At 44.3% G+C, this 18,352-nt stretch carries 21 protein-coding genes; 9 read left to right on the top strand and 12 right to left on the bottom strand.

Annotated elements, in window-relative coordinates:
* Positions 1 to 48 precede the first annotated feature (48 nt).
* From apaG to DN53_RS12110, 3 genes are read right to left on the bottom strand one after another with little or no spacing between them, the layout of a single operon-like run.
* The gene (apaG, locus tag DN53_RS12120) at positions 49 to 435 is read right to left on the bottom strand and encodes a Co2+/Mg2+ efflux protein ApaG (protein WP_116217439.1); all 387 of its coding nucleotides are present in this window, start codon (positions 433 to 435) and stop codon (positions 49 to 51) included.
* A gap of 4 nt (positions 436 to 439) precedes the next feature.
* On the bottom strand, positions 440 to 1,633 hold the full coding sequence (locus DN53_RS12115; protein ID WP_129654553.1) for a DUF3667 domain-containing protein: 1,194 nt from the start codon (positions 1,631 to 1,633) through the stop codon (positions 440 to 442).
* Positions 1,634 to 1,662: 29 nt separating this feature from the next.
* Positions 1,663 to 2,907 (bottom strand): type IX secretion system plug protein, encoded by a 1,245-nt coding sequence (locus DN53_RS12110; RefSeq protein WP_129654552.1) that lies wholly within the window; start codon positions 2,905 to 2,907, stop codon positions 1,663 to 1,665.
* A gap of 150 nt (positions 2,908 to 3,057) precedes the next feature.
* Here DN53_RS12110 and DN53_RS12105 point away from each other — a divergent pair, with 150 nt between their 5' ends.
* The 8 genes from DN53_RS12105 to DN53_RS12070 all read left to right on the top strand — a co-directional run bounded on the left by DN53_RS12105 (position 3,058) and on the right by DN53_RS12070 (position 10,600).
* Positions 3,058 to 4,410 carry a Na(+)-translocating NADH-quinone reductase subunit A gene (locus DN53_RS12105; RefSeq protein ID WP_129654551.1) on the top strand — a complete coding sequence of 451 codons (1,353 nt, stop codon included), beginning with the start codon at positions 3,058 to 3,060 and terminating at the stop codon, positions 4,408 to 4,410.
* A gap of 1 nt (position 4,411) precedes the next feature.
* On the top strand, positions 4,412 to 5,674 hold the full coding sequence (locus DN53_RS12100) for an NADH:ubiquinone reductase (Na(+)-transporting) subunit B (RefSeq protein ID WP_129654550.1): 1,263 nt from the start codon (positions 4,412 to 4,414) through the stop codon (positions 5,672 to 5,674).
* Between the two features lie 5 nt (positions 5,675 to 5,679).
* The gene (locus DN53_RS12095; RefSeq protein WP_129654549.1) at positions 5,680 to 6,429 is read left to right on the top strand and encodes a Na(+)-translocating NADH-quinone reductase subunit C; all 750 of its coding nucleotides are present in this window, start codon (positions 5,680 to 5,682) and stop codon (positions 6,427 to 6,429) included.
* A 1-nt stretch (position 6,430) separates the two neighbouring features.
* Entirely contained in the window at positions 6,431 to 7,078 is a 648-nt protein-coding gene (locus DN53_RS12090) for an NADH:ubiquinone reductase (Na(+)-transporting) subunit D (protein ID WP_129654548.1), read from the top strand.
* A gap of 10 nt (positions 7,079 to 7,088) precedes the next feature.
* The gene (gene nqrE, locus DN53_RS12085; RefSeq protein WP_129654547.1) at positions 7,089 to 7,838 is read left to right on the top strand and encodes an NADH:ubiquinone reductase (Na(+)-transporting) subunit E; all 750 of its coding nucleotides are present in this window, start codon (positions 7,089 to 7,091) and stop codon (positions 7,836 to 7,838) included.
* Between the two features lie 2 nt (positions 7,839 to 7,840).
* Positions 7,841 to 9,151 carry an NADH:ubiquinone reductase (Na(+)-transporting) subunit F gene (nqrF, locus tag DN53_RS12080; protein ID WP_129654546.1) on the top strand — a complete coding sequence of 437 codons (1,311 nt, stop codon included), beginning with the start codon at positions 7,841 to 7,843 and terminating at the stop codon, positions 9,149 to 9,151.
* A gap of 85 nt (positions 9,152 to 9,236) precedes the next feature.
* Positions 9,237 to 9,599: a Na(+)-translocating NADH-quinone reductase subunit F gene (locus tag DN53_RS12075; protein WP_129654545.1), complete on the top strand. Its 363-nt coding sequence runs from the start codon at positions 9,237 to 9,239 to the stop codon at positions 9,597 to 9,599.
* Positions 9,596 to 10,600: an FAD:protein FMN transferase gene (locus DN53_RS12070; RefSeq protein WP_129654544.1), complete on the top strand. Its 1,005-nt coding sequence runs from the start codon at positions 9,596 to 9,598 to the stop codon at positions 10,598 to 10,600. The genes DN53_RS12075 and DN53_RS12070 overlap by 4 nt, the downstream gene beginning before the upstream one ends.
* Here the strand turns inward: DN53_RS12070 and DN53_RS12065 are convergent, their stop codons facing one another.
* Genes DN53_RS12065 through gpmI form a run of 4 tightly spaced genes read right to left on the bottom strand, consistent with a single transcriptional unit; the run spans position 10,601 to position 14,194 of the window.
* Positions 10,601 to 11,365 (bottom strand): class I SAM-dependent methyltransferase, encoded by a 765-nt coding sequence (locus DN53_RS12065; RefSeq protein WP_129654543.1) that lies wholly within the window; start codon positions 11,363 to 11,365, stop codon positions 10,601 to 10,603. It lies immediately after the preceding gene.
* A gap of 26 nt (positions 11,366 to 11,391) precedes the next feature.
* Positions 11,392 to 11,766 (bottom strand): GxxExxY protein, encoded by a 375-nt coding sequence (locus DN53_RS12060; protein ID WP_129654542.1) that lies wholly within the window; start codon positions 11,764 to 11,766, stop codon positions 11,392 to 11,394.
* A gap of 46 nt (positions 11,767 to 11,812) precedes the next feature.
* Positions 11,813 to 12,631 (bottom strand): type I methionyl aminopeptidase, encoded by an 819-nt coding sequence (gene map, locus DN53_RS12055; protein WP_129654541.1) that lies wholly within the window; start codon positions 12,629 to 12,631, stop codon positions 11,813 to 11,815.
* Between the two features lie 45 nt (positions 12,632 to 12,676).
* Positions 12,677 to 14,194, bottom strand: a complete 1,518-nt coding sequence (gpmI, locus tag DN53_RS12050; RefSeq protein WP_129654540.1) for a 2,3-bisphosphoglycerate-independent phosphoglycerate mutase — start codon at positions 14,192 to 14,194, stop codon at positions 12,677 to 12,679.
* Positions 14,195 to 14,404: 210 nt separating this feature from the next.
* Here gpmI and DN53_RS12045 point away from each other — a divergent pair, with 210 nt between their 5' ends.
* The gene (locus tag DN53_RS12045; protein ID WP_129654539.1) at positions 14,405 to 14,791 is read left to right on the top strand and encodes an ankyrin repeat domain-containing protein; all 387 of its coding nucleotides are present in this window, start codon (positions 14,405 to 14,407) and stop codon (positions 14,789 to 14,791) included.
* Between the two features lie 96 nt (positions 14,792 to 14,887).
* Here the strand turns inward: DN53_RS12045 and DN53_RS18185 are convergent, their stop codons facing one another.
* From DN53_RS18185 to DN53_RS17950, 5 genes are all read right to left on the bottom strand, one after another.
* Positions 14,888 to 15,055 carry a DUF6747 family protein gene (locus DN53_RS18185; RefSeq protein ID WP_313786774.1) on the bottom strand — a complete coding sequence of 56 codons (168 nt, stop codon included), beginning with the start codon at positions 15,053 to 15,055 and terminating at the stop codon, positions 14,888 to 14,890.
* 114 nt (positions 15,056 to 15,169) lie between these two features.
* Positions 15,170 to 15,934, bottom strand: coding sequence for a M48 family metalloprotease (locus DN53_RS12040; RefSeq protein WP_129654538.1), 765 nt, complete (start codon positions 15,932 to 15,934; stop codon positions 15,170 to 15,172).
* Positions 15,935 to 15,975: 41 nt separating this feature from the next.
* Positions 15,976 to 16,710 carry a M15 family metallopeptidase gene (locus DN53_RS12035; protein ID WP_129654537.1) on the bottom strand — a complete coding sequence of 245 codons (735 nt, stop codon included), beginning with the start codon at positions 16,708 to 16,710 and terminating at the stop codon, positions 15,976 to 15,978.
* A gap of 55 nt (positions 16,711 to 16,765) precedes the next feature.
* Positions 16,766 to 17,938, bottom strand: a complete 1,173-nt coding sequence (locus DN53_RS12030) for a T9SS type B sorting domain-containing protein (RefSeq protein WP_242502131.1) — start codon at positions 17,936 to 17,938, stop codon at positions 16,766 to 16,768.
* Positions 17,939 to 17,941: 3 nt separating this feature from the next.
* A partial coding sequence (locus DN53_RS17950) for a hypothetical protein (RefSeq protein WP_207211118.1) occupies positions 17,942 to 18,352 on the bottom strand: 411 nt, incomplete at its 5' end.

Below are 18,352 nucleotides of genomic sequence, written 5' to 3'. Positions count from 1 at the left end.
TTCCACCAAAGGTAGTAAAAGGAAAATCGATTTTAAAAATGAACGGGCCTAGTTTATGGCAAAGGGTGCGGAGAACTTGAATGTAGGTACCTCTACATCAAATTCTTCGGAAGTGGTGAAGTTTACCATTTGGTAATGGCCCCGCATGGCGCCAATGGGCGATGCCAGTAGACAACCGGAACTGTAGGTATGGGATTTGCCGGGTTTGATGACCGGTTTTCTGCCAATCACACCTTCTCCATCTATGGTCTCTATATCTTTTAAAGCATCAAAAATATCCCAATGCCTAGCGGTCAGCTGTACCGTGTCCTTGCTTAAATTTTCTATGGTGATGGTATAACCAAAGGCGTAGTGCATCTTGTAGTTCTTGAAAAAAGTGCCTTCAAAAGTGGTCTGCACCGATACTTTGATTCCTTTAGTGACTTGAGTAAACATGCTTCTAATACATAAAAACACTTCCTGTAAACAGAATAATGACCGCAAAGAATGCCAATATGGTAAATATAGTGTTCAGAAAGAAATATTTGACAATCGTTTTAAACGTTCCCTGCCCGTAAAACCTTTTCATGGCCATGTACAGATATACGCTGAAAATCAAAATAAACAGCACTGCACTTGGGACGTTGAAAATGGTATCAATTATCAAGCTTAGGATGAGCAAGATAAATAATAAGGATTGGTTGTGAAAGCTGAAGATAAGATGATCGGTGTAGGTGTATTTTTTTCTGATGTACACCAACCAAATGAACACGGTGAACAGTGGTAAAAAGAAAAATATGGCAAAGGGCATCTTTGAAATGGATGCGTTCAGGAAACTCCCCGGCCTACTGATTACTTTTAGCAGGCTATTGGCAGAATTAAAGGCCATTCTGTTGCCAAGGGTGCGTTTAACATTATACTTGGTCTGCGTTTCGCCAAAACTGAACAGAGTGTCCTGTTTGATCATTTTGGAAAAAAAGCCCACCTTTTCCATGAAATTATTGATTCCTGATTTGGCTTCAAGGTCTGCATAGAATTTTGTGGGGTCGGCCAACATTAAGGAGTCCTTGTGTTGGTCTTCCGTATTGGTGGCCTTGGCAAGGGAATCCAGAACGTGCATTCCAGTGACCACCTCTTTGGTGCGCACTTGGGAAGAATCCAATTTTTCCAGAACCTTGGCCGTTTCTTCCTTAAGCTTGGTGCTATCCGTTGTGAAGGTGCCCGACTTAACATTGTAGGATACCGGGGAAGTGGAAATAAGATTGCCATCAAATCTGGAGGCGGCCTTGTCCAAACTGGAAAATTCGCTGTTGAAGGCAAACATCAAAAAATAGATAAAGGCCAGACTCAGCAAAAACCGAAATGGGTTGGTGTATGAGACCCGTTTACCTTCAATATAATCTTTAGTGATCCGTCCGGGGTGCCAAAGTAATGCTGAAAGCGTTTTTAACAGTCTGGAATCATAATTGAAGAGTCCGGAGAAGAACTCATCAAAAAAATCTTTCAGGGTCAACTTTTTGTTGCTGTTGGCCTGGGAGCAATTGGGACAATACTTGTCGCTCATGTCCAGGGGATGACCACAGTTCAAACATTGTGTGCCCCTAAACTGGAGTTCGTACCTGCCTTTACTGATCAAGCTGTTTTTCTTGGCCATGCCCTAGAGGGATTTGCAGCTAAAGATAGTTAATTGCTTATTGTTCTGGAATTGACGGAACCTATACCTATTATACTATCATATAAATCTCCAAAATCCCGGTAGTAGACCAAAATGAGGTAATTGTTTTCCGTGAAGTGGAAATTACCGCCAACAAAGTTGGGGTCAATGGTGCCATCTGCACGCTCTACCACATACTTATAATTGTAAAACCCTTGTTTTATGGGCAGGATGAGTTCCATTTTAGCGGTATCGGGATTAAAGGTCATCTTATTTTCCTCTTCCAATTTATAGTTGTTGAACTTTCCAACCACATACACATTGTCCAAACCTATTTCATTGGTGTAGGGGAGGCTAAAATGGACCATGGAATATTCTGCTTCGCGTGAAACATCATCACCTTGGAGGGTCCGGACCACAAAATCGCCGTTGATGTCCGGGAAATAGGTGTAGGGTCGGTCGTTGCGAAATTCGTTGGTGAACAGGATATGGTGGTACAAGTCCCTGAACTCTACTTTGGAAATGGCAAAGGTGGGCGACCGAAGATCTTTGGTGTCGAAATTTAGATATTCATTGCCGCCAAAGAAACTGGTTTCGGTATCATATTTATAGACCAACTCGGTGCCAATGGTAAATTGCGGTTTGATGTTGTACAGTGCCGTGGGCCAAAAATGATTCTGCAAAATGGCCACTTTGACCTCATTTTTGGGGTTTACAACAGGAAAGCCTGCAGTATTGATGTTGAATTGGACCACTTGCTTTTCGTTCAAAAAATTAAAGTCGCGGGAACGTTTTACGGTCCCGGCCACCCGTACCGCATCCCGATAGACCACAAACCGTCTTGAAAACTGAAGGTCGCCATAGCTGTTGTAGATTTCAAGGACATAGTTTCCGCTGACTTTCAGCCGAACATTTTCGTTGGGAATGGTCAACCTGTAATTGGAATAGGGTTGTAGGGTGGTGTAACTGTTCTCGTAGTCTATGATGCGCTGGTTGTCCGCTCCGGACAAATATTGCGATTTTAGAAGCTGCGAAGGCGTCCAGTCGTAATCACAATGGATTATTTTATAATAATAATCCTGTTCCTTGGCAGTAAGATCATCAAACTCCAAGGTCATGGTTTCACCCAATTGGATAACCGGAAACTGGTCTTCCGTAGGTCCCCTAAAAATAATGGTCCTGATGTTTTCCGGGGGATTTACTTCTTCCTGAACCTGTGCAAAAGCACCTGATGCGACTAGTAGGAAGAGCATTATTTTGATCAAAGAGCGCATGCTAAGCGTGTTTTGGGGTAAAGGTAAACAAAAAGTGTGCCTTGAAAATTTAGTTCGATGTAATCCCATTTTTATGGGCAATAATTATGAAAACAATCCTTTAAGTACTAAATTTGCGACCGATTTTGATAACAAAAGGTCTACAAAAATATGTCTAAAGACATCCGGATTAAGAAAGGGTTGAATATCAACCTTGTCGGGGCAGCAGAGCAGACTACTTCCAAAGCCGTTTTAAGTAACGTATATGCCCTAAACCTAGATGATTTTCATGGTATCACCCCCAAAATGCTCGTGAAGCAGGGCGAAGAGGTAAAGGCGGGAGAGCCGCTCTTTTACAACAAGAACAAAGAAGAAATGCACTTTGTTTCCCCTGTCAGCGGTGAGTTGGTGGAAGTGGTCCGTGGCGCTAGGAGAAGAATCTTGACACTAAAGGTTCTTGCCGACAAAACACAGCAGTATGTTCAGAACAAGGTTCCAGATTTGGATGCGGCCGATGCTGCTACCATCAAGACCTTTTTATTGCAATGTGGAGGTTGGCCCTTCATTAAGCAACGTCCCTTTGACGTAATCGCCGACCCAGATGTGACGCCGAAGGCTATTTTCATTTCGGGATATACCTCGGCTCCCTTGGCGGCAGAAGTCAACTACGTGTTGAGAGGCAAGGAACAGGAGTTGCAGGCGGCTATCATGGCGCTTTCCAAGCTAACGCCTGGAAAAATCCATGTGACCATCGGGCAAACAGGAATATCCCCATTTACAGACCTTGAAGGGATAGAACTCCATAGAATATCAGGACCCCATCCAGCAGGATTGGTAGGTACTCAAATCAATAGCATAGACCCGGTGAACAAAGGTGAGTCGGTGTGGACCATCTCTCCGCAGGACTTGGCTATGTTGGGAGAGCTTTTATTGACCGGTAAATTCAATGCCGAGCGTACCATTGCCTTGGCAGGATCTGTAATTAAGTCACCACAGTACTACACTACAAAAATTGGCGCTGAGATATCTACTTTCTTGTATGCCAGCGGCGTCAAGGAAGATAGGTTCAGGTTGATCAACGGGGATGTGCTTACAGGAACCCGCACCAACACCGAAGGCTATCTTGGATTCTATAATAACACCGTAACGGCCATCCCTGAAGGGGATGATTATGAATTATTCGGGTGGAACAAGCCGGTATTCAATAAAATTTCAACCACGAGGGCATTGACCTTTTCATGGTTGCAGCCCAAGAAGAAATATGATCTTAATACCAATACCAATGGCGAGCACAGGGCTTTTGTGGTCACTGGCCAGTATGAAGAGGTGTTCCCATTGGATATTTACCCATTACAGTTGTTAAAGGCTTGTATGGTGAAGGATTTGGATGAAATGGAGCAATTGGGACTATATGAAGTTGCCCCCGAAGACTTTGCATTGACAGAATTTGTATGTATCTCAAAACAACCGCACCAACAGATCATCAGGGAAGGATTGGATTTGTTGCAAAAAGAACTTGGATAATATGGGATTGAAAGAAAAATTACACACGTTCAGGATAAAGAATCAGGACAAAAAATGGTTTCCCGTTTTTAGTGGGTTCCATACCTTTTTGTTCACCCCAAACGAGACTACCCACAACGGTACTCACATCAAAGGGGCCGATGACCTAAAACGTACCATGAATACCGTGGTCATGTCGCTTGTTCCCTGTTTGATCTTTGGAATGTTCAATACAGGGTATCAGCATTATTTGGCATTGGGTGAGATAGAGCCCGTGGCCAATGGTTTCTTCAGTGCAGGTTTCTGGACCATGGACAATTTCCTTCTAGGTCTATGGAAAGTGCTTCCGTTGGTGATTGTTTCCTACGGCGTTGGACTTGCCATTGAATTCTTGTTCTGTGTGATCAAGAAACATGAAATAGAAGAAGGTTACTTGGTGACCGGTATGTTGGTGCCATTGATCGTTCCTGTGGATTTGCCCCTTTGGATGTTGGCCGTGGCCGTAGCCTTTGGTGTGGTCATTGGAAAAGAAGTTTTTGGTGGAACGGGAATGAATATCTTGAACCCCGCACTTACCATTCGGGCCTTTTTGTTCTTTGCGTATCCTACTTGGATGAGTGGTGATAAGGTATGGGTACATGGTGCCGTGGATACGGCAGGGACCGCTGATGCCATTTCCGGGGAGACCGTATTGGGATTCTTGGCACAGGGAAGAACCGCTGAGATGGGCTACTCCCTTTCAGATATGTTCTTTGGGTTTATACCAGGTTCCATTGGTGAAACATCTACTCTATTGATTCTCTTGGGTGGCCTGTTCTTGGTCTTCTCCAAAATAGCCTCATGGCGCATCATGTTGAGTGCAGTTCTTGGCGCTTTGGCCATGGGATTGATATTCAACAGCGTAGTGGATGCCGGTTGGATTCCCGAGTACAGCAAATTCTACACCTTGATGAGCTTTGAGTACTGGCAACATCTATTGGTGGGAGGTTTGGCCTTTGGTATTGTATTTATGGCCACCGACCCCGTTACAGGTTCACAGACCAACCAAGGGAAATGGATCTACGGATTTTTGATCGGTTTCCTATCTGTAATGATACGGGTGTTCAATCCAGGATATCCAGAAGGAGTGTTCTTGGCCATCTTGTTGATGAACGTTTTTGCACCGACCATAGACCATTATGTGGTACGTGGCAACATCAAGAAGAGATTGAAACGATTGAAGACAGCAACCATATATCCCAAAGCATCGGATGAAGTGGATGCATTAAAAACCGAAACAGCGTAATTGTTATGGCAATGAATACGGAAAAGAATAGCTATACGGTAATTTTTGCGGTGATCATGGTAGTCATCGTAGGGTCTGTACTTGCCTTTATGGCCACGGCCCTAAAACCGAAAATCGATGAAAACGAACGCTTTGAAAAGCAGCAGAACATTCTCTACGCCATGGGAGTCAACCAGAACGAGGGAGATGGAAGCGTGACTTTTATCCCTACGAATGAAGTGGAGGCAGAGTTTTCAAAATATATCAAAAAACAAATGGTGGTTCAAGGCAACACGGCCACCGAGAAGGAAGATGCCTATTTGATCGACCTAAAAAATCAAATGGCCCAGATCAAGGCTGGTAACAATGCCGAATTGCCTTTGCTTGTAGGTGAAAAGGATGGTAAGGAATTCTATATCATCCCCATGTACGGAAAAGGACTTTGGGATGCCATTTGGGGTTTTATCTCCTTGGATGATAACATGGTGGTGCAAGGCGTATACTTTGACCACAAAGGGGAGACTCCAGGTCTTGGGGCCAATATCAAGCAACGCTTCTTTATGGACGACTTTAAGGGAGAGTCCATCTTGGATGGCAACCGCTATGCAGGGATTGGAGTGGTAAAAGGAAACAACGATCCACTCAATGAGGATAAAGAAGACAATGAAGTGGATGCATTGGCAGGGGCCACCATTACGGGGAACGGCGTTACTGCGATGATCAAGGAAAGCTTAAAGCTTTACAAACCGTATTTAGAAACCATTAGAAAGAAATAATATGGCGCTACTATCAAAAAAAGATGCAAATCTGATATTGGATCCGTTGGCGGACAACAACCCCATCACCATTCAGGTATTGGGAATATGTTCCGCGCTTGCAATCACGGCTGAACTTAAAGCGTCTGTGGTAATGGCTCTTTCGGTACTTTTTGTATTGGGGGCCGGTAACGTGGTAATTTCCTTGTTGCGTAACGTAATTCCATCAAAAATTAGAATCATTGTGCAGTTGGTCGTAGTGGCCACCTTGGTGATCATCGTGGATCAAGTGCTCAAGGCTTTTGCCTATGAATTGAGTAAGACCCTTTCCGTTTTTGTGGGGTTGATCATCACCAACTGTATCATCATGGGTCGATTTGAGGCCTTTGCCCTGGGTAACGGACCATGGAAGTCCTTCTTGGACGGTATAGGAAATGCCCTTGGATATGGTATTATTTTGGTCATCATCGGATTCTTTAGGGAGCTTCTGGGCTCCGGGACCTTGTTTGGTTTCCCGGTCTTGGGTGACCCTGTGACCAAGACTGGCCTGTACGCCCTTGGGTATGAGAACAACGGTTTTATGATCATTCCACCTGCAGCTTTGATTGTAGTGGGAATTGTTATCTGGGTACAACGTTCCAGAAATAGGACATTAATAGAAGAAGCATAAATAGGAGAGTATGTTAGAGCATTTAGAACTGTTTTTTAAGTCGATCTTCATAGATAACATGGTATTCGCGGTTTTTTTGGGAATGTGTTCCTACTTGGCCGTATCCAAGAAAGTATCCACAGCCGTAGGTTTGGGAGCTGCCGTAATCTTTGTATTGGGGGTTACCGTGCCTTTGAACTGGTTGTTGGACCAATATTTGTTGAAAGATGGAGCCTTGGTCTGGTTGGGCCCTGAGTATGCCGATTACGATTTGGGATTCCTTTCTTTCATTCTATTCATTGCAACCATTGCCACCATGGTACAGTTGGTTGAAATAGTGGTAGAGAAGTTTTCCCCATCACTCTATAACTCCTTGGGTATCTTTTTGCCCCTGATAGCGGTAAACTGTGCCATTTTGGGAGGGTCTTTGTTTATGCAGACCCGTGAAATCCCCAATTTGGGATTGGCACTCAATTATGGAGTGAGCTCGGGAATTGGATGGTTCTTGGCCATTTTGGCCATTGCAGCCATTCGTGAAAAAATTAGATATTCCAATGTGCCCGCGCCTTTGCGTGGATTGGGGATCACGTTCATCATCACTGGGTTGATGGGAATCGGTTTCCAGAGCTTTGGGGGAATGTTGACCGGTGACAATGAGCCACCGGAACCAACAGCGACCACAACGGCCAAAACCGAAGAGATCAAGGAAAAGAAAGAAATTAAAAAGGAGATTGACGACGAAGAAAGAACCATCTCCTATAACGAAGTCATAAACAAATAAAGATGATATTAGCCGCAAGTACCGGAGGTACTATTCTGATTACCGTAGTAGCATTTCTTGTGTTGTTGTTATTGTTGGTGGCCCTATTGCTGTTCACCAAGGAAAAGTTGTCCCCTTCCGGTCCGGTGACCATCACCATCAATGGTGAAAAGCAGGTGGAAGTGGCTTCGGGAAGTTCCTTGCTGTCCACCTTGGGGAACCAAAAAATATTCTTGCCATCCGCTTGTGGTGGAGGGGGTACCTGCATCCAGTGTGAGTGTCACGTACTATCCGGTGGAGGCGAGGCTTTGCCTACCGAAACACCCCATTTCTCCAAAAAGGAATTGGAGCATGGCGCCCGATTGGCATGTCAGGTGAAGGTGAAACAAGACATGGAAATCACCATTCCAGAAGAGGTATTTGGTATCAAGAAATGGAATGCCAAAGTGGTTCGTAACTACAACGTGGCCTCTTTTATCAAGGAGTTTGTGGTAGAGATCCCAGAGGACATGAACTATAAGGCTGGAGGGTACATCCAAATTGAGATTCCACCTTGTGAAGTAAAATATGCGGATATCGACATTACTGCCCACCCTGAAGAGCATGAAACCCCGGATAAGTTTCAAAACGAATGGGACAAGTTCAATTTGTGGCCGTTGGTAATGAAAAACCCAGAAACTGTGGAAAGAGCCTATTCTATGGCCTCTTATCCAGCTGAGGGACGTGAGATTATGTTGAACGTTCGTATTGCCACCCCACCATGGGACCGTTCCAAAAACGGATGGATGGATGTGAATCCCGGTGTGGCATCGTCCTATATCTTTAATTTGAAAGAGGGAGACCCTGTTGTCATTTCAGGACCATTTGGTGAGTTCTTCATCAATGAATCCGATGCAGAAATGCTATATGTGGGAGGTGGAGCCGGTATGGCGCCAATGCGTTCGCATTTGTACCACTTGTTCAAAACATTGAAGACAAACAGAAAGGTGACCTACTGGTACGGAGGTCGTTCCAAAAGAGAATTGTTCTATTTGGAGCATTTCAAGGAATTGGAGCGCAGCTTCCCCAACTTTAAATTCTACTTGGCCCTTTCCGAGCCTTTGGAAGAAGATAACTGGAAGGTGAAAAAGGATATCAATGATGAGGAAGGTGATGGTTTTGTAGGATTCATCCACAACTGTGTTATCGATAACTATTTGAACCATCATGATGCCCCAGAGGATATTGAACTGTATTTCTGTGGACCACCATTGATGAACAAGGCTGTCCAGAAAATGGGTGAGGATTTTGGAATTCCTGATGAGAACATCCGATTCGATGACTTTGGAGGATAAAAAAGTTTATTAGTGTCATCACCTCGAGAGCAGTCGAGAGGTACTTATAACCAACCGATGCCCTGGCATCGGTTTTTTTGATTTTATGCGAAGAGAACTTTCGGAACAGGAATTGCACAATCTGGCCATGAACATTGTCGGTCGCGAACTCGAGGCCGATGGGTATGAGTTTATGGCCATCAACAGTAAACTGAAGAAGAATCCGCAGTATGTGTGTCTCAAGGAAAAAATATTGCATTTTATTGTGGTTCGTAATGTGGAGTTTCCACAGGACCCTAGAGACTATGATGAAGTATTGATGCAGACCGTGAAAGAACATGCTGTAAAGTTTGAGGCCAAGGCTTATTTTGCCGGTGTTGGACTGTCCAATGCCTCAGATCGGAACTTGCCCCTGTACTTGGATGAAGAATATATTGTGGATTATCAAGGATTAATCGAGATAGAATGAAGCATACATTGTTTTTATTGCTGGCGACCATCGTATTTTGGGGATGCGGTTCCGATACATGGGTGAAGAATCAGAATAGGGGAAATGCCTTGGGGACCACCTATTCCATTACTTACATTGCAGAGGGGCATTTGGATTATCAGAAAGAAATCGATTCTGTTTTTCAGGTATTGAACCAATCCATGTCCACCTATATTCCCACTTCAGACATTTCAAAAATCAACAGTGGGGACTCCACAATTGTGGTGGATGAGATGTTTCAGGAGGTTTTTGATATTTCTAGCAAAGTACACGAGGCCTCAAATGGGTATTTTGATCCCACTATCGGTGTTTTGGCCAATGCATGGGGATTTGGTCCGGGAGAACAGATTCAACTCGATAGCCTTAAGGTAGACAGTTTATTGAGCTATGTGGGATGGGGCAAAGTACAGTTGAACAGTGATCATACCATCACCAAAAAGCATCCAGCTATCCGATTTGATTTCAATGCGGTGGCCAAAGGATATACCATAGACCGTTTGGGGGCCCTGTTGGATGCCAAGGGGATACAGAATTACTTGGTGGAAGTAGGGGGTGAGGTGCTTGCCAAGGGTACCAATTTGGTTTCCGGTAAGCAGTGGACCGTGGGTATTGATGATCCCCAAGTGGAAACGGGCAGGTCGCTAAAATTGATTGTGTCCTTGGAAGATAGGGCCATGGCCTCCTCAGGAAATTACCGAAAGTTTAGAATAGATCCCGAAACTGGGGAAAAATACGTCCATACCATCAATCCTAAAACGGGTTATACCAAAAACTCTTCCATTTTGGCCACGAGCGTAGTGGCCCATACCTGTGCCGTTGCCGATGCCTATGCCACGACCTTTATGGCCATGGATTTGAAGGAGTCCAAAGAGGTCTTGAAAGCGCACGGGGAATTGGAGGCCTACATTATTTATCTGGATGGGGAAGGAAATACCAAGGAGTTTATGACCGATGGGTTTGGGGCTTTGATTAAGAAATGATCACTTTTTCACTAGGGGAATGATTTCACCCTGCGCCAATCGGTATTTTTGAACCGCATCAGGAGGCAGGATTTGGGTGTAATCCACTTCTTCAACGGTAAATCCTATGCTTCTTAGTTTGTCGAAATAGTCCCTTCCGTAGATGCGCACGTGGTCGTACTGCCCAAAGATGCGTGCCCGCTCCTTTTTATCGGTAATGGAATCGTCCTCAAAGGTGTTTTCTCTTTTTAGGTCCTGGGGAATCTGAAAAATGCCCCATCCCCCAGGCTTCATGACCCTATAAAGCTCTTGCATCGCCTTGGTATCGTTGGGGATGTGCTCCAAGACATGGTTGCATAGAATCACATCAAAAGCATTGTCAGGAAAAGGAAGGTTGCAGATATCGGCCTTTACATCGGCCAAGGGAGAATTTAGGTCGGTTGTGGTGTACTCGATGCTTCCCAATTTTTTGAACCGCTTGTAAAATGCCTGTTCCGGGGCAAAATGTAAAACTTTGAGGGGTTTGCTGAAGAACTCTGTTTCCTTTTTGAGGTAAAGCCATAAAAGCCGATGCCGTTCCAAGGAAAGCGTAGAGGGGGAGAGTACATTTTCCCTTGGGCTTTCGTAGCCATAGGGCAGAAAGGTCCGAAAGCTTTTGCCATCAATAGGGTCTGTAAACCTATTTCCCTTAAGGGAAAGGGCAATCAACGGCCTCACCCAATAGCTCAATCGAATGAGTAAAGGTCTAGGGATTAGGTTAAGGATGTATTTGAATAGTTTCGACACGAATTATACGAATTTTCACTAATGAGCTAAAGCAAAACTCTCTTGTAGGTAAGTTGATCTTCGCCAAAATTTACAATAATTCCCAGTTTTAATTTGGATGCGGCCAAGTAATTTAAAGTTTGTTTTACATGGCTACTACTGATTTTTTCTATGGCTTTTAGTTCTAGGATTATTTTGTCGTCTACTATGAAATCAGCAAAATAGTGATGTTTTAATTTCTTTCCTTTATAGATGATGTCAAATTTGACTTCTTTTTTAAAAGGGACACCATTGGTTTTTAATTCAATTTCCAAAGCATCGCTGTAAACCCCTTCACTAAATCCTTTGCCTAGTTCATTATGGACATCCATACATAAACCGATTACAAAATAGGACTCATTTTTATAAATGATTTGGGACATTTATTTGAGCAATTGGTGAAATTCGTGTCGAGCAAGATAAAGTATTTTATAATACTAATTTCTTGGCCCGGAATTCCTCCTCTTCGTCACTGGAGATTCCCAATGCGTCATAAATATATTGGAATGTGGACAACAGTTCGGGTTTTCCATCAATCAGAGCCACATCATGCTCAAAATGGGCGCTGGGCTTGCCATCGGCGGTCAAAATGGTCCAGCCGTCGTTCAACTGTTTTATCCTCCGTGTTCCCATGTTGATCATGGGCTCTATGGCAACCACCATACCGTTCACAAATTTTTTGCCACGTCCCCGTTTTCCATAATTGGGCATTTGGGGGTCTTCGTGCAAGTCTTTTCCCAGTCCATGGCCTACCAACTCACGAACCACACCATACCCATGGTCTTCACAATATTTTTGAATGGCGTATCCCACATCGCCCACACGGTTACCTTCTTTAAATTCCCGGATTCCTATGTAGAGGGATTCTTTGGTCACCTTAAGTAACTTTTTGGTTTCTTCGGCCACTTCACCTACTTCAAAAGTGTAGGCATGGTCTCCATAAAATCCATTCTTCAAAGCGCCGCAATCCACGGAAATAACGTCACCTTCCTTAAGAGATTCGTTATTGGGAATGCCATGGACCACTTGGCTGTTAGGGCTCCAATTGAGGGTATTGGGAAAGTCGTACATCCCCAAAAAGCCAGGTTCCGCACCTTGCTCCCGGATATACTCCTCGGCCATTTTATCCAATTGTAGGGGGTTGGCCCCTGGTTTTATTTCCTTGGCCAACATGCCCAAGGTCTTGGAAACGACCAAGGCACTCTCGCGCATCAATTCAATTTCCTCTGCTGTCTTTACGTGAATCATAGGGGCAAAGATAAACTGAATCTATGGATTTTAAGAAATTCTAAGCTAGACCAATGGTTTTTGTGTCATTAACTCGGGTTGCGGAATGCCTATCATCTTTAAGATGGTCGGGGCAATATCGCCTAAAACACCATCCTTGATGTGCTTGATATCGGTGTCCACCAGAATCAAGGGTACGGGATTGGTCGTATGGGCTGTGTTTGGGCTTCCGTCCGGATTGACCATGGTGTCACAGTTGCCGTGGTCCGCAATGACAATGGTGGAGTACCCGTTTTCCAGTCCGGCAGTAACCACGGCCTTGGCACATTCATCCACGGTTTCGCAAGCTTTGATGGCTGCGGACATAACTCCGGTATGGCCCACCATATCCGGATTGGCAAAATTGAGACACACAAAATCGGTCTCTCCCTTTTGAAGTTCGGGAATGATGGCATCCCTTATTTCGTATGCACTCATCTCAGGTTGAAGGTCGTACGTGGCCACTTTGGGCGATGGGCAAAGGAGACGTTGCTCCCCTTCAAATGGTTCTTCCCTTCCTCCATTGAAGAAAAAGGTCACGTGGGGGTATTTTTCCGTTTCCGCAATGCGGATCTGTTTCTTGCCATTTCGGGCGAGTACTTCCCCTAGTGTATCTTTTATATTTTCTTTGTCATAGACCACCTTGATGCCTTTGAACGAATCATCATAATTGGTCATGGTGACATAATATAGGTCCATTTTGTGCATGTTCTGCTCATGGAAATCCTGTTGGCTCAAGGCTTGGGTAAGTTCTCTGCCACGATCGGTCCTAAAATTGAAGAAGATGATTACATCACCCTCGGCAATTTGGCCCAAAGGCTCACCATTGGCATTGGTCATCACCAAAGGTTTTATGAATTCATCGGTGACGCCTTCGTCATAACTTTCTTGCATGGCCTTGCCAATATCCTGTACTTTTTCGCCTTGGGCATTTACCATGACATCATAGGCCAGTTTTACCCGCTCCCATCGTTTATCACGGTCCATGGCGTAGTATCGGCCCACCACTGTGGCCAGTTTGGTGTTCTTGTCAGAACAGAATTGATCTAGGTCAATTAAAAAACCTTTTCCACTTTTGGGATCTACATCCCGGCCATCGGTAAAGGCGTGTACAAATGATTTCTCCACACCGCTTTCTTGGGCAGCCTTGATGAGCGCTTTTAGGTGGTCTATGTGGCTATGCACCCCTCCATTACTGAGCAGGCCCAGAAAGTGAACGGATTTATTGTTGGATTTTGCATATGAAAAGGCGTCCTGAAGCACTTTTTCATCCTTTAGAGTATCTTCTTTGACGGCCTTATTGATTTTGGCCAAATCTTGGTACACGATGCGTCCTGCGCCCAAGTTCATATGGCCCACTTCACTGTTGCCCATTTGCCCTTCCGGAAGACCTACGTTCATGCCATCCGTGAGCAAATTGGCATTGGGATATTGGGAATATAACGAATCAATGAAAGGAGTATTGGCCTGTGCAATGGCCGAAACCTTTGGGTCGGGAGACTTGCCCCAACCATCCAAAATCATAAGAATAACCTTTTTCTCCATACTGCAAAATTGTACCCCAAAAATAAAGTGATCTGCTTGGATGCGCTAGTTTTCAGGTAGTTTTCTAGTTAAGGATTCCATAATAATTACCCTGCTTAAATATAGACTTGTTAAAATTAAGTTATTTATCTGTTAATGCTGTAACACTTGGCCTTTTCAGGAGTCTACTTTTATATCAGTTTATTAATCATTAATCAAAAACGATTCATCATGAAAAAAACAATCCTATCGCTAGCTGCTGTATGTATGCTGGCCGCAACGGGCGTTTCCGCCAACGAACCTTTTATGGACTCCAATTTGGATGCTACCATGATTACCGCACAACCAAGCATATTTTGCAAAGCCATTATGCAGGGCGATGTTGATACGGTAAGAAAAATGATTCAATTGGGAGAGGACGTCAACCAGAAATCGTTGGGAATGACCCCAATCCATTTTGCGGCCCGTTACAACCAAACCGAAATTTTACAATTGCTCATTGATAATGGGGCCAATGTAAAGAAACGTTGTGACCGTGGATACTCTGCAAAGAAGTATGCCGAGATGGCCAATGCCAAAGAGGCGCTTGCCATTTTGGAGGATGCTATGAAAAAATAGAAAAGGAGTTTATTCATCCGTAAAAAAAGCCCATCCGATTGGATGGGCTTTTTTAGCTCATTTACCTATAAGTGTTCCTGTAAAAGAGTATGTGGCTTAAAAATCAAAGCCGGTAAAAGCTCTGTACAAAAATGCATAAAATGCCATGAAAAGCATTATGCCGCAAAAGATGGAGTACCCTTTTAAAAAAAGTACCACAAAGCTTGGTTTGCACTCGTCAAATGCCTCTAAATAGAGGTGTTTAAAATGTAATAGTGTTCCCATGTGTTCTCTCTTTTGGTTTGCACAAATAAGAAAAGAACGCTGGCTCGATTTGGTTTCACCCAAAGGTACATAAATCTGATAAACGCCATTTTATTCTCGATGAACGCACAGATTCTATCGACCTGAATATTTTTGAATGGCCTCCTTTATTTTGTCAATGCGGTTTTCGGGGTCTGGATGGGTGCTTTGAAACTCCGGTACTCGGTTGGGACCGGCCGCGGCCTTGAGAATTTCCATTACCTTGATCATTTCATGGGGGTCGTAACCGGATTGTATCATGAACAAAACGCCCAATTCATCACTTTCCAACTCATCTCCCCGGCCATTTTTAAGTAAGGTGTTCTGTCCAATACCACTGACCAAGCTTCCCATATCTCCCCCAACGGATGCACCCGTGGCCAAGGTTTGCCAAAAACTGCTGTCGGCGATACGTTCGGCGGAATGTCTTCCAATGACATGACCTATCTCGTGACCCAATACGCCTGCCAATTGTGCTTCGGTCAACTGGGAAAACAGGGCGTAGGTAATAAAAATCTGTCCCCCGGGCAATGCGAAGGCGTTAATGGTTCTGTCGTCGGCCAATAAGTGAAAATCGTATTGGTAAGGGGTCTCCCGGGCAATACTGCTCTTTACCAATTTGTTGCCCACTGCGTCCACCAAGCTTTGCATGCGTTCATCTGGATAAAGCCCGCCATGTTGTTGGGCCATTTCAGGGGCACTCTGCAATCCAATGGCAATTTCCTGTTCCGCGGACATGTCTATATTCTGGACCCTTCCGGTATATGGGTTTTCTTCTTGATTGCTGCAACGGCGCACAAAGGCAAAGGCCACAATGGCCAGTCCGATCAGGATACGGACCCTCCAACTTCCTCTTCTCATGGTGTTAGTGTTCTAGTGGAATTAAGGTACAAAAAAAAGAACTATAACAGTTTGGGGTTGATGTCCAAAATATTGTCTTGTATATAGGTTCTGATGAACCCTGCCGTAAAATGTTCACTGCCCAAAAACTCTTCCCTTTGCAAAAGCTTTAAAATATTGAGTTTTCGGTACGCGGTAAGCATGGGAATGGAAAGCGGTGCATAGCTGTAGTGCCAGGGCTCATATTTGAAGCCCCTTCTTTTGGATTCGTTGGTATAGACCAGATAAAACCCATATTTCTCCGAATTTTCATCCATCCACAGTTTGAAGCCCTCAAAAGGTCCCCCAGGTCCAAACTTTTCTGGATCAAGGACATTGTTGGTGATATTGGGATAGCCGTCTATGATATCAATATCAGTGCCCCAATGATGTCTGCTGGTACCGGGAATGGTGGAATATTCAATGATTTTTTCAATGGCGTCAAGGGGTTCCATGCCGTCATCTTCGGTAAAGCGTAGATATTTTCGCTCCCAAATGCCCTCTTGCCTGTAATAATCCCGAAAACTGGAGACCATTTTAATGTCAAATCCATCGGTAAAGGCTGCCTTCTTCATTTCCAAAAAGGAATCACAGGCCTCTTTTCTCAGATTGATGCCCTCGCCGTAAAGTTCCACATCTGCCTTGCCCATCAATTCTTCCATGGAATAGTCCGAATTGTAAAAATTGGGAAAAATAGGAGGGAGGGTACAGGCCAAACCTGAAGCTGAAGCGGTTCTGATAAAGGTCCTTCTTTTCATGAAATTGATTTTCGAGCCAAGTTAAGAAGTATTTTCCAGTCCTGCGAAATGGGTTTTATCTATCCAAAAACAGATAACCGGTATATTGTAATCGGAGGTCGTTCAAACTGACCAGATAATAATAGACGCCTTCGGGCAGACCAATATCCTGGCTCATGATGAGACTGCCGGTATTGGATAGGCCGTAAAATTCGTCCACATAGTTGATTTTTTCATAGACCTTTTGTCCAAGGCGATTAAAGATCTGCAAGCTATTGTTGGGGGATTCTTCCATTCCGTCAATCACCAAAAAGTCGTTGACCCCATCGCCATTGGGGCTTAAAAAGTAGTTCCCCAAAGTGGGGTTGTTCACCGCAAAGGTATCCGTAGGCAAAGGAATGGCGCCAAAGGTAATGGCTTCATAATCGCTGGGAACAAAAGTCTCCGATATCACAAATCCGTTTGCAATATCCCCACTGGAAGCAGAATTACCAAGAATGACCCATTGGTTGGATGTTTTGCTCCAGCCCACTACAATAATGGATTCCACGGTGGCATTGGGGATAAGGGCCAAGCTACTTCTGGCATTCCAGCTTAGGGTTACCTTGGCGGGTACATCGCTTTCAACAATCCAGAACTCCATATTGGAAACGGTGCCAATGTCCCTCACCTTCTGCTCAACGTCGAAGCTTTGCGGGATGGAAGTGGGACTGGATGGATTTTCAAAAAAATAGGCACAGATGGACAAAGGAGCGTTGGTTTCGGATTCAAGGGTCAAGGGCCTTAGTTGATATTGATCCCCAACAGGAAAGGAGAAAACGGTTCTATCGTTGACTCCAGCAAATCCGATTACCTTGGAAATATAGCTTTCCCCGGTAAAAAAACCCGTATCCATAAAATTGAGGAAAACAGTTCTGTTGCCCAGATCCGAATCTATATTGCCTTCAATAAAATTGGTGTTGTTTTCCACGGATACAGGATTTCGCAAAAACACATCGTTCCCCGCCATGATCTCCATATCCCAAAGTATAGGGGGTATGTTTCCGGATACCTGGATCATGTTGTTGCCATAAAATCCCACGAGGCCTTGGTTTTGGTCAAAAGCGGAATCATTGATCAAATCGGTATGCAGCCCCAATCCCATGTTGGTGCCCGCATGTACCCGTAGGTTGCCGCTATTGTACAGGGCGGTTTGGGCCTGGGTAAGGCCTATCCAAAGAAAAGCAACTATGTATGTTAAGTTTCTCAATGTTTAAAATGAGATTACGGTGAAACTCCAATCGGAATCTGAGGTTGCTCCAGCATTATATATTTGAACTGAGAACGAAGATGCTGCCTGATTGGTCAATTGAATAGTTCTTGGACCGGTATTGTTGTCGACGGTTAATTGAACAACATAATTTGTTGGAGTTGTGCTCAAATTAACAGTGTAAGATCCTCCTGTATTATTAGTTACCGTAGCTCCAACAGGAGTGCTTGCTCCACTAATGATTCTTCCAATTGCTATGACTGGATTAGTAACGGCTACATTAAATTCTTGTGCTGCTGGAGTCGTTACCGTGATTCCTGCACCTTGAGAGACGTTGATTCCATCCACATAGGCCTTTGTTGCGGCATCGGTGGCCGCGGTCGGTGTTCCAAGTCCTGTTATCACCGCTCCATT

The sequence above is a fragment of the Flagellimonas olearia genome, assembly GCF_004150225.1.
In the GTDB taxonomy this organism is placed as follows: Bacteria; Bacteroidota; Bacteroidia; order Flavobacteriales; family Flavobacteriaceae; genus Flagellimonas; species Flagellimonas olearia.
The sequence above is the reverse complement of the archived record's forward strand: the minus strand, read 5'-3'. Positions and strand labels throughout refer to the sequence as shown.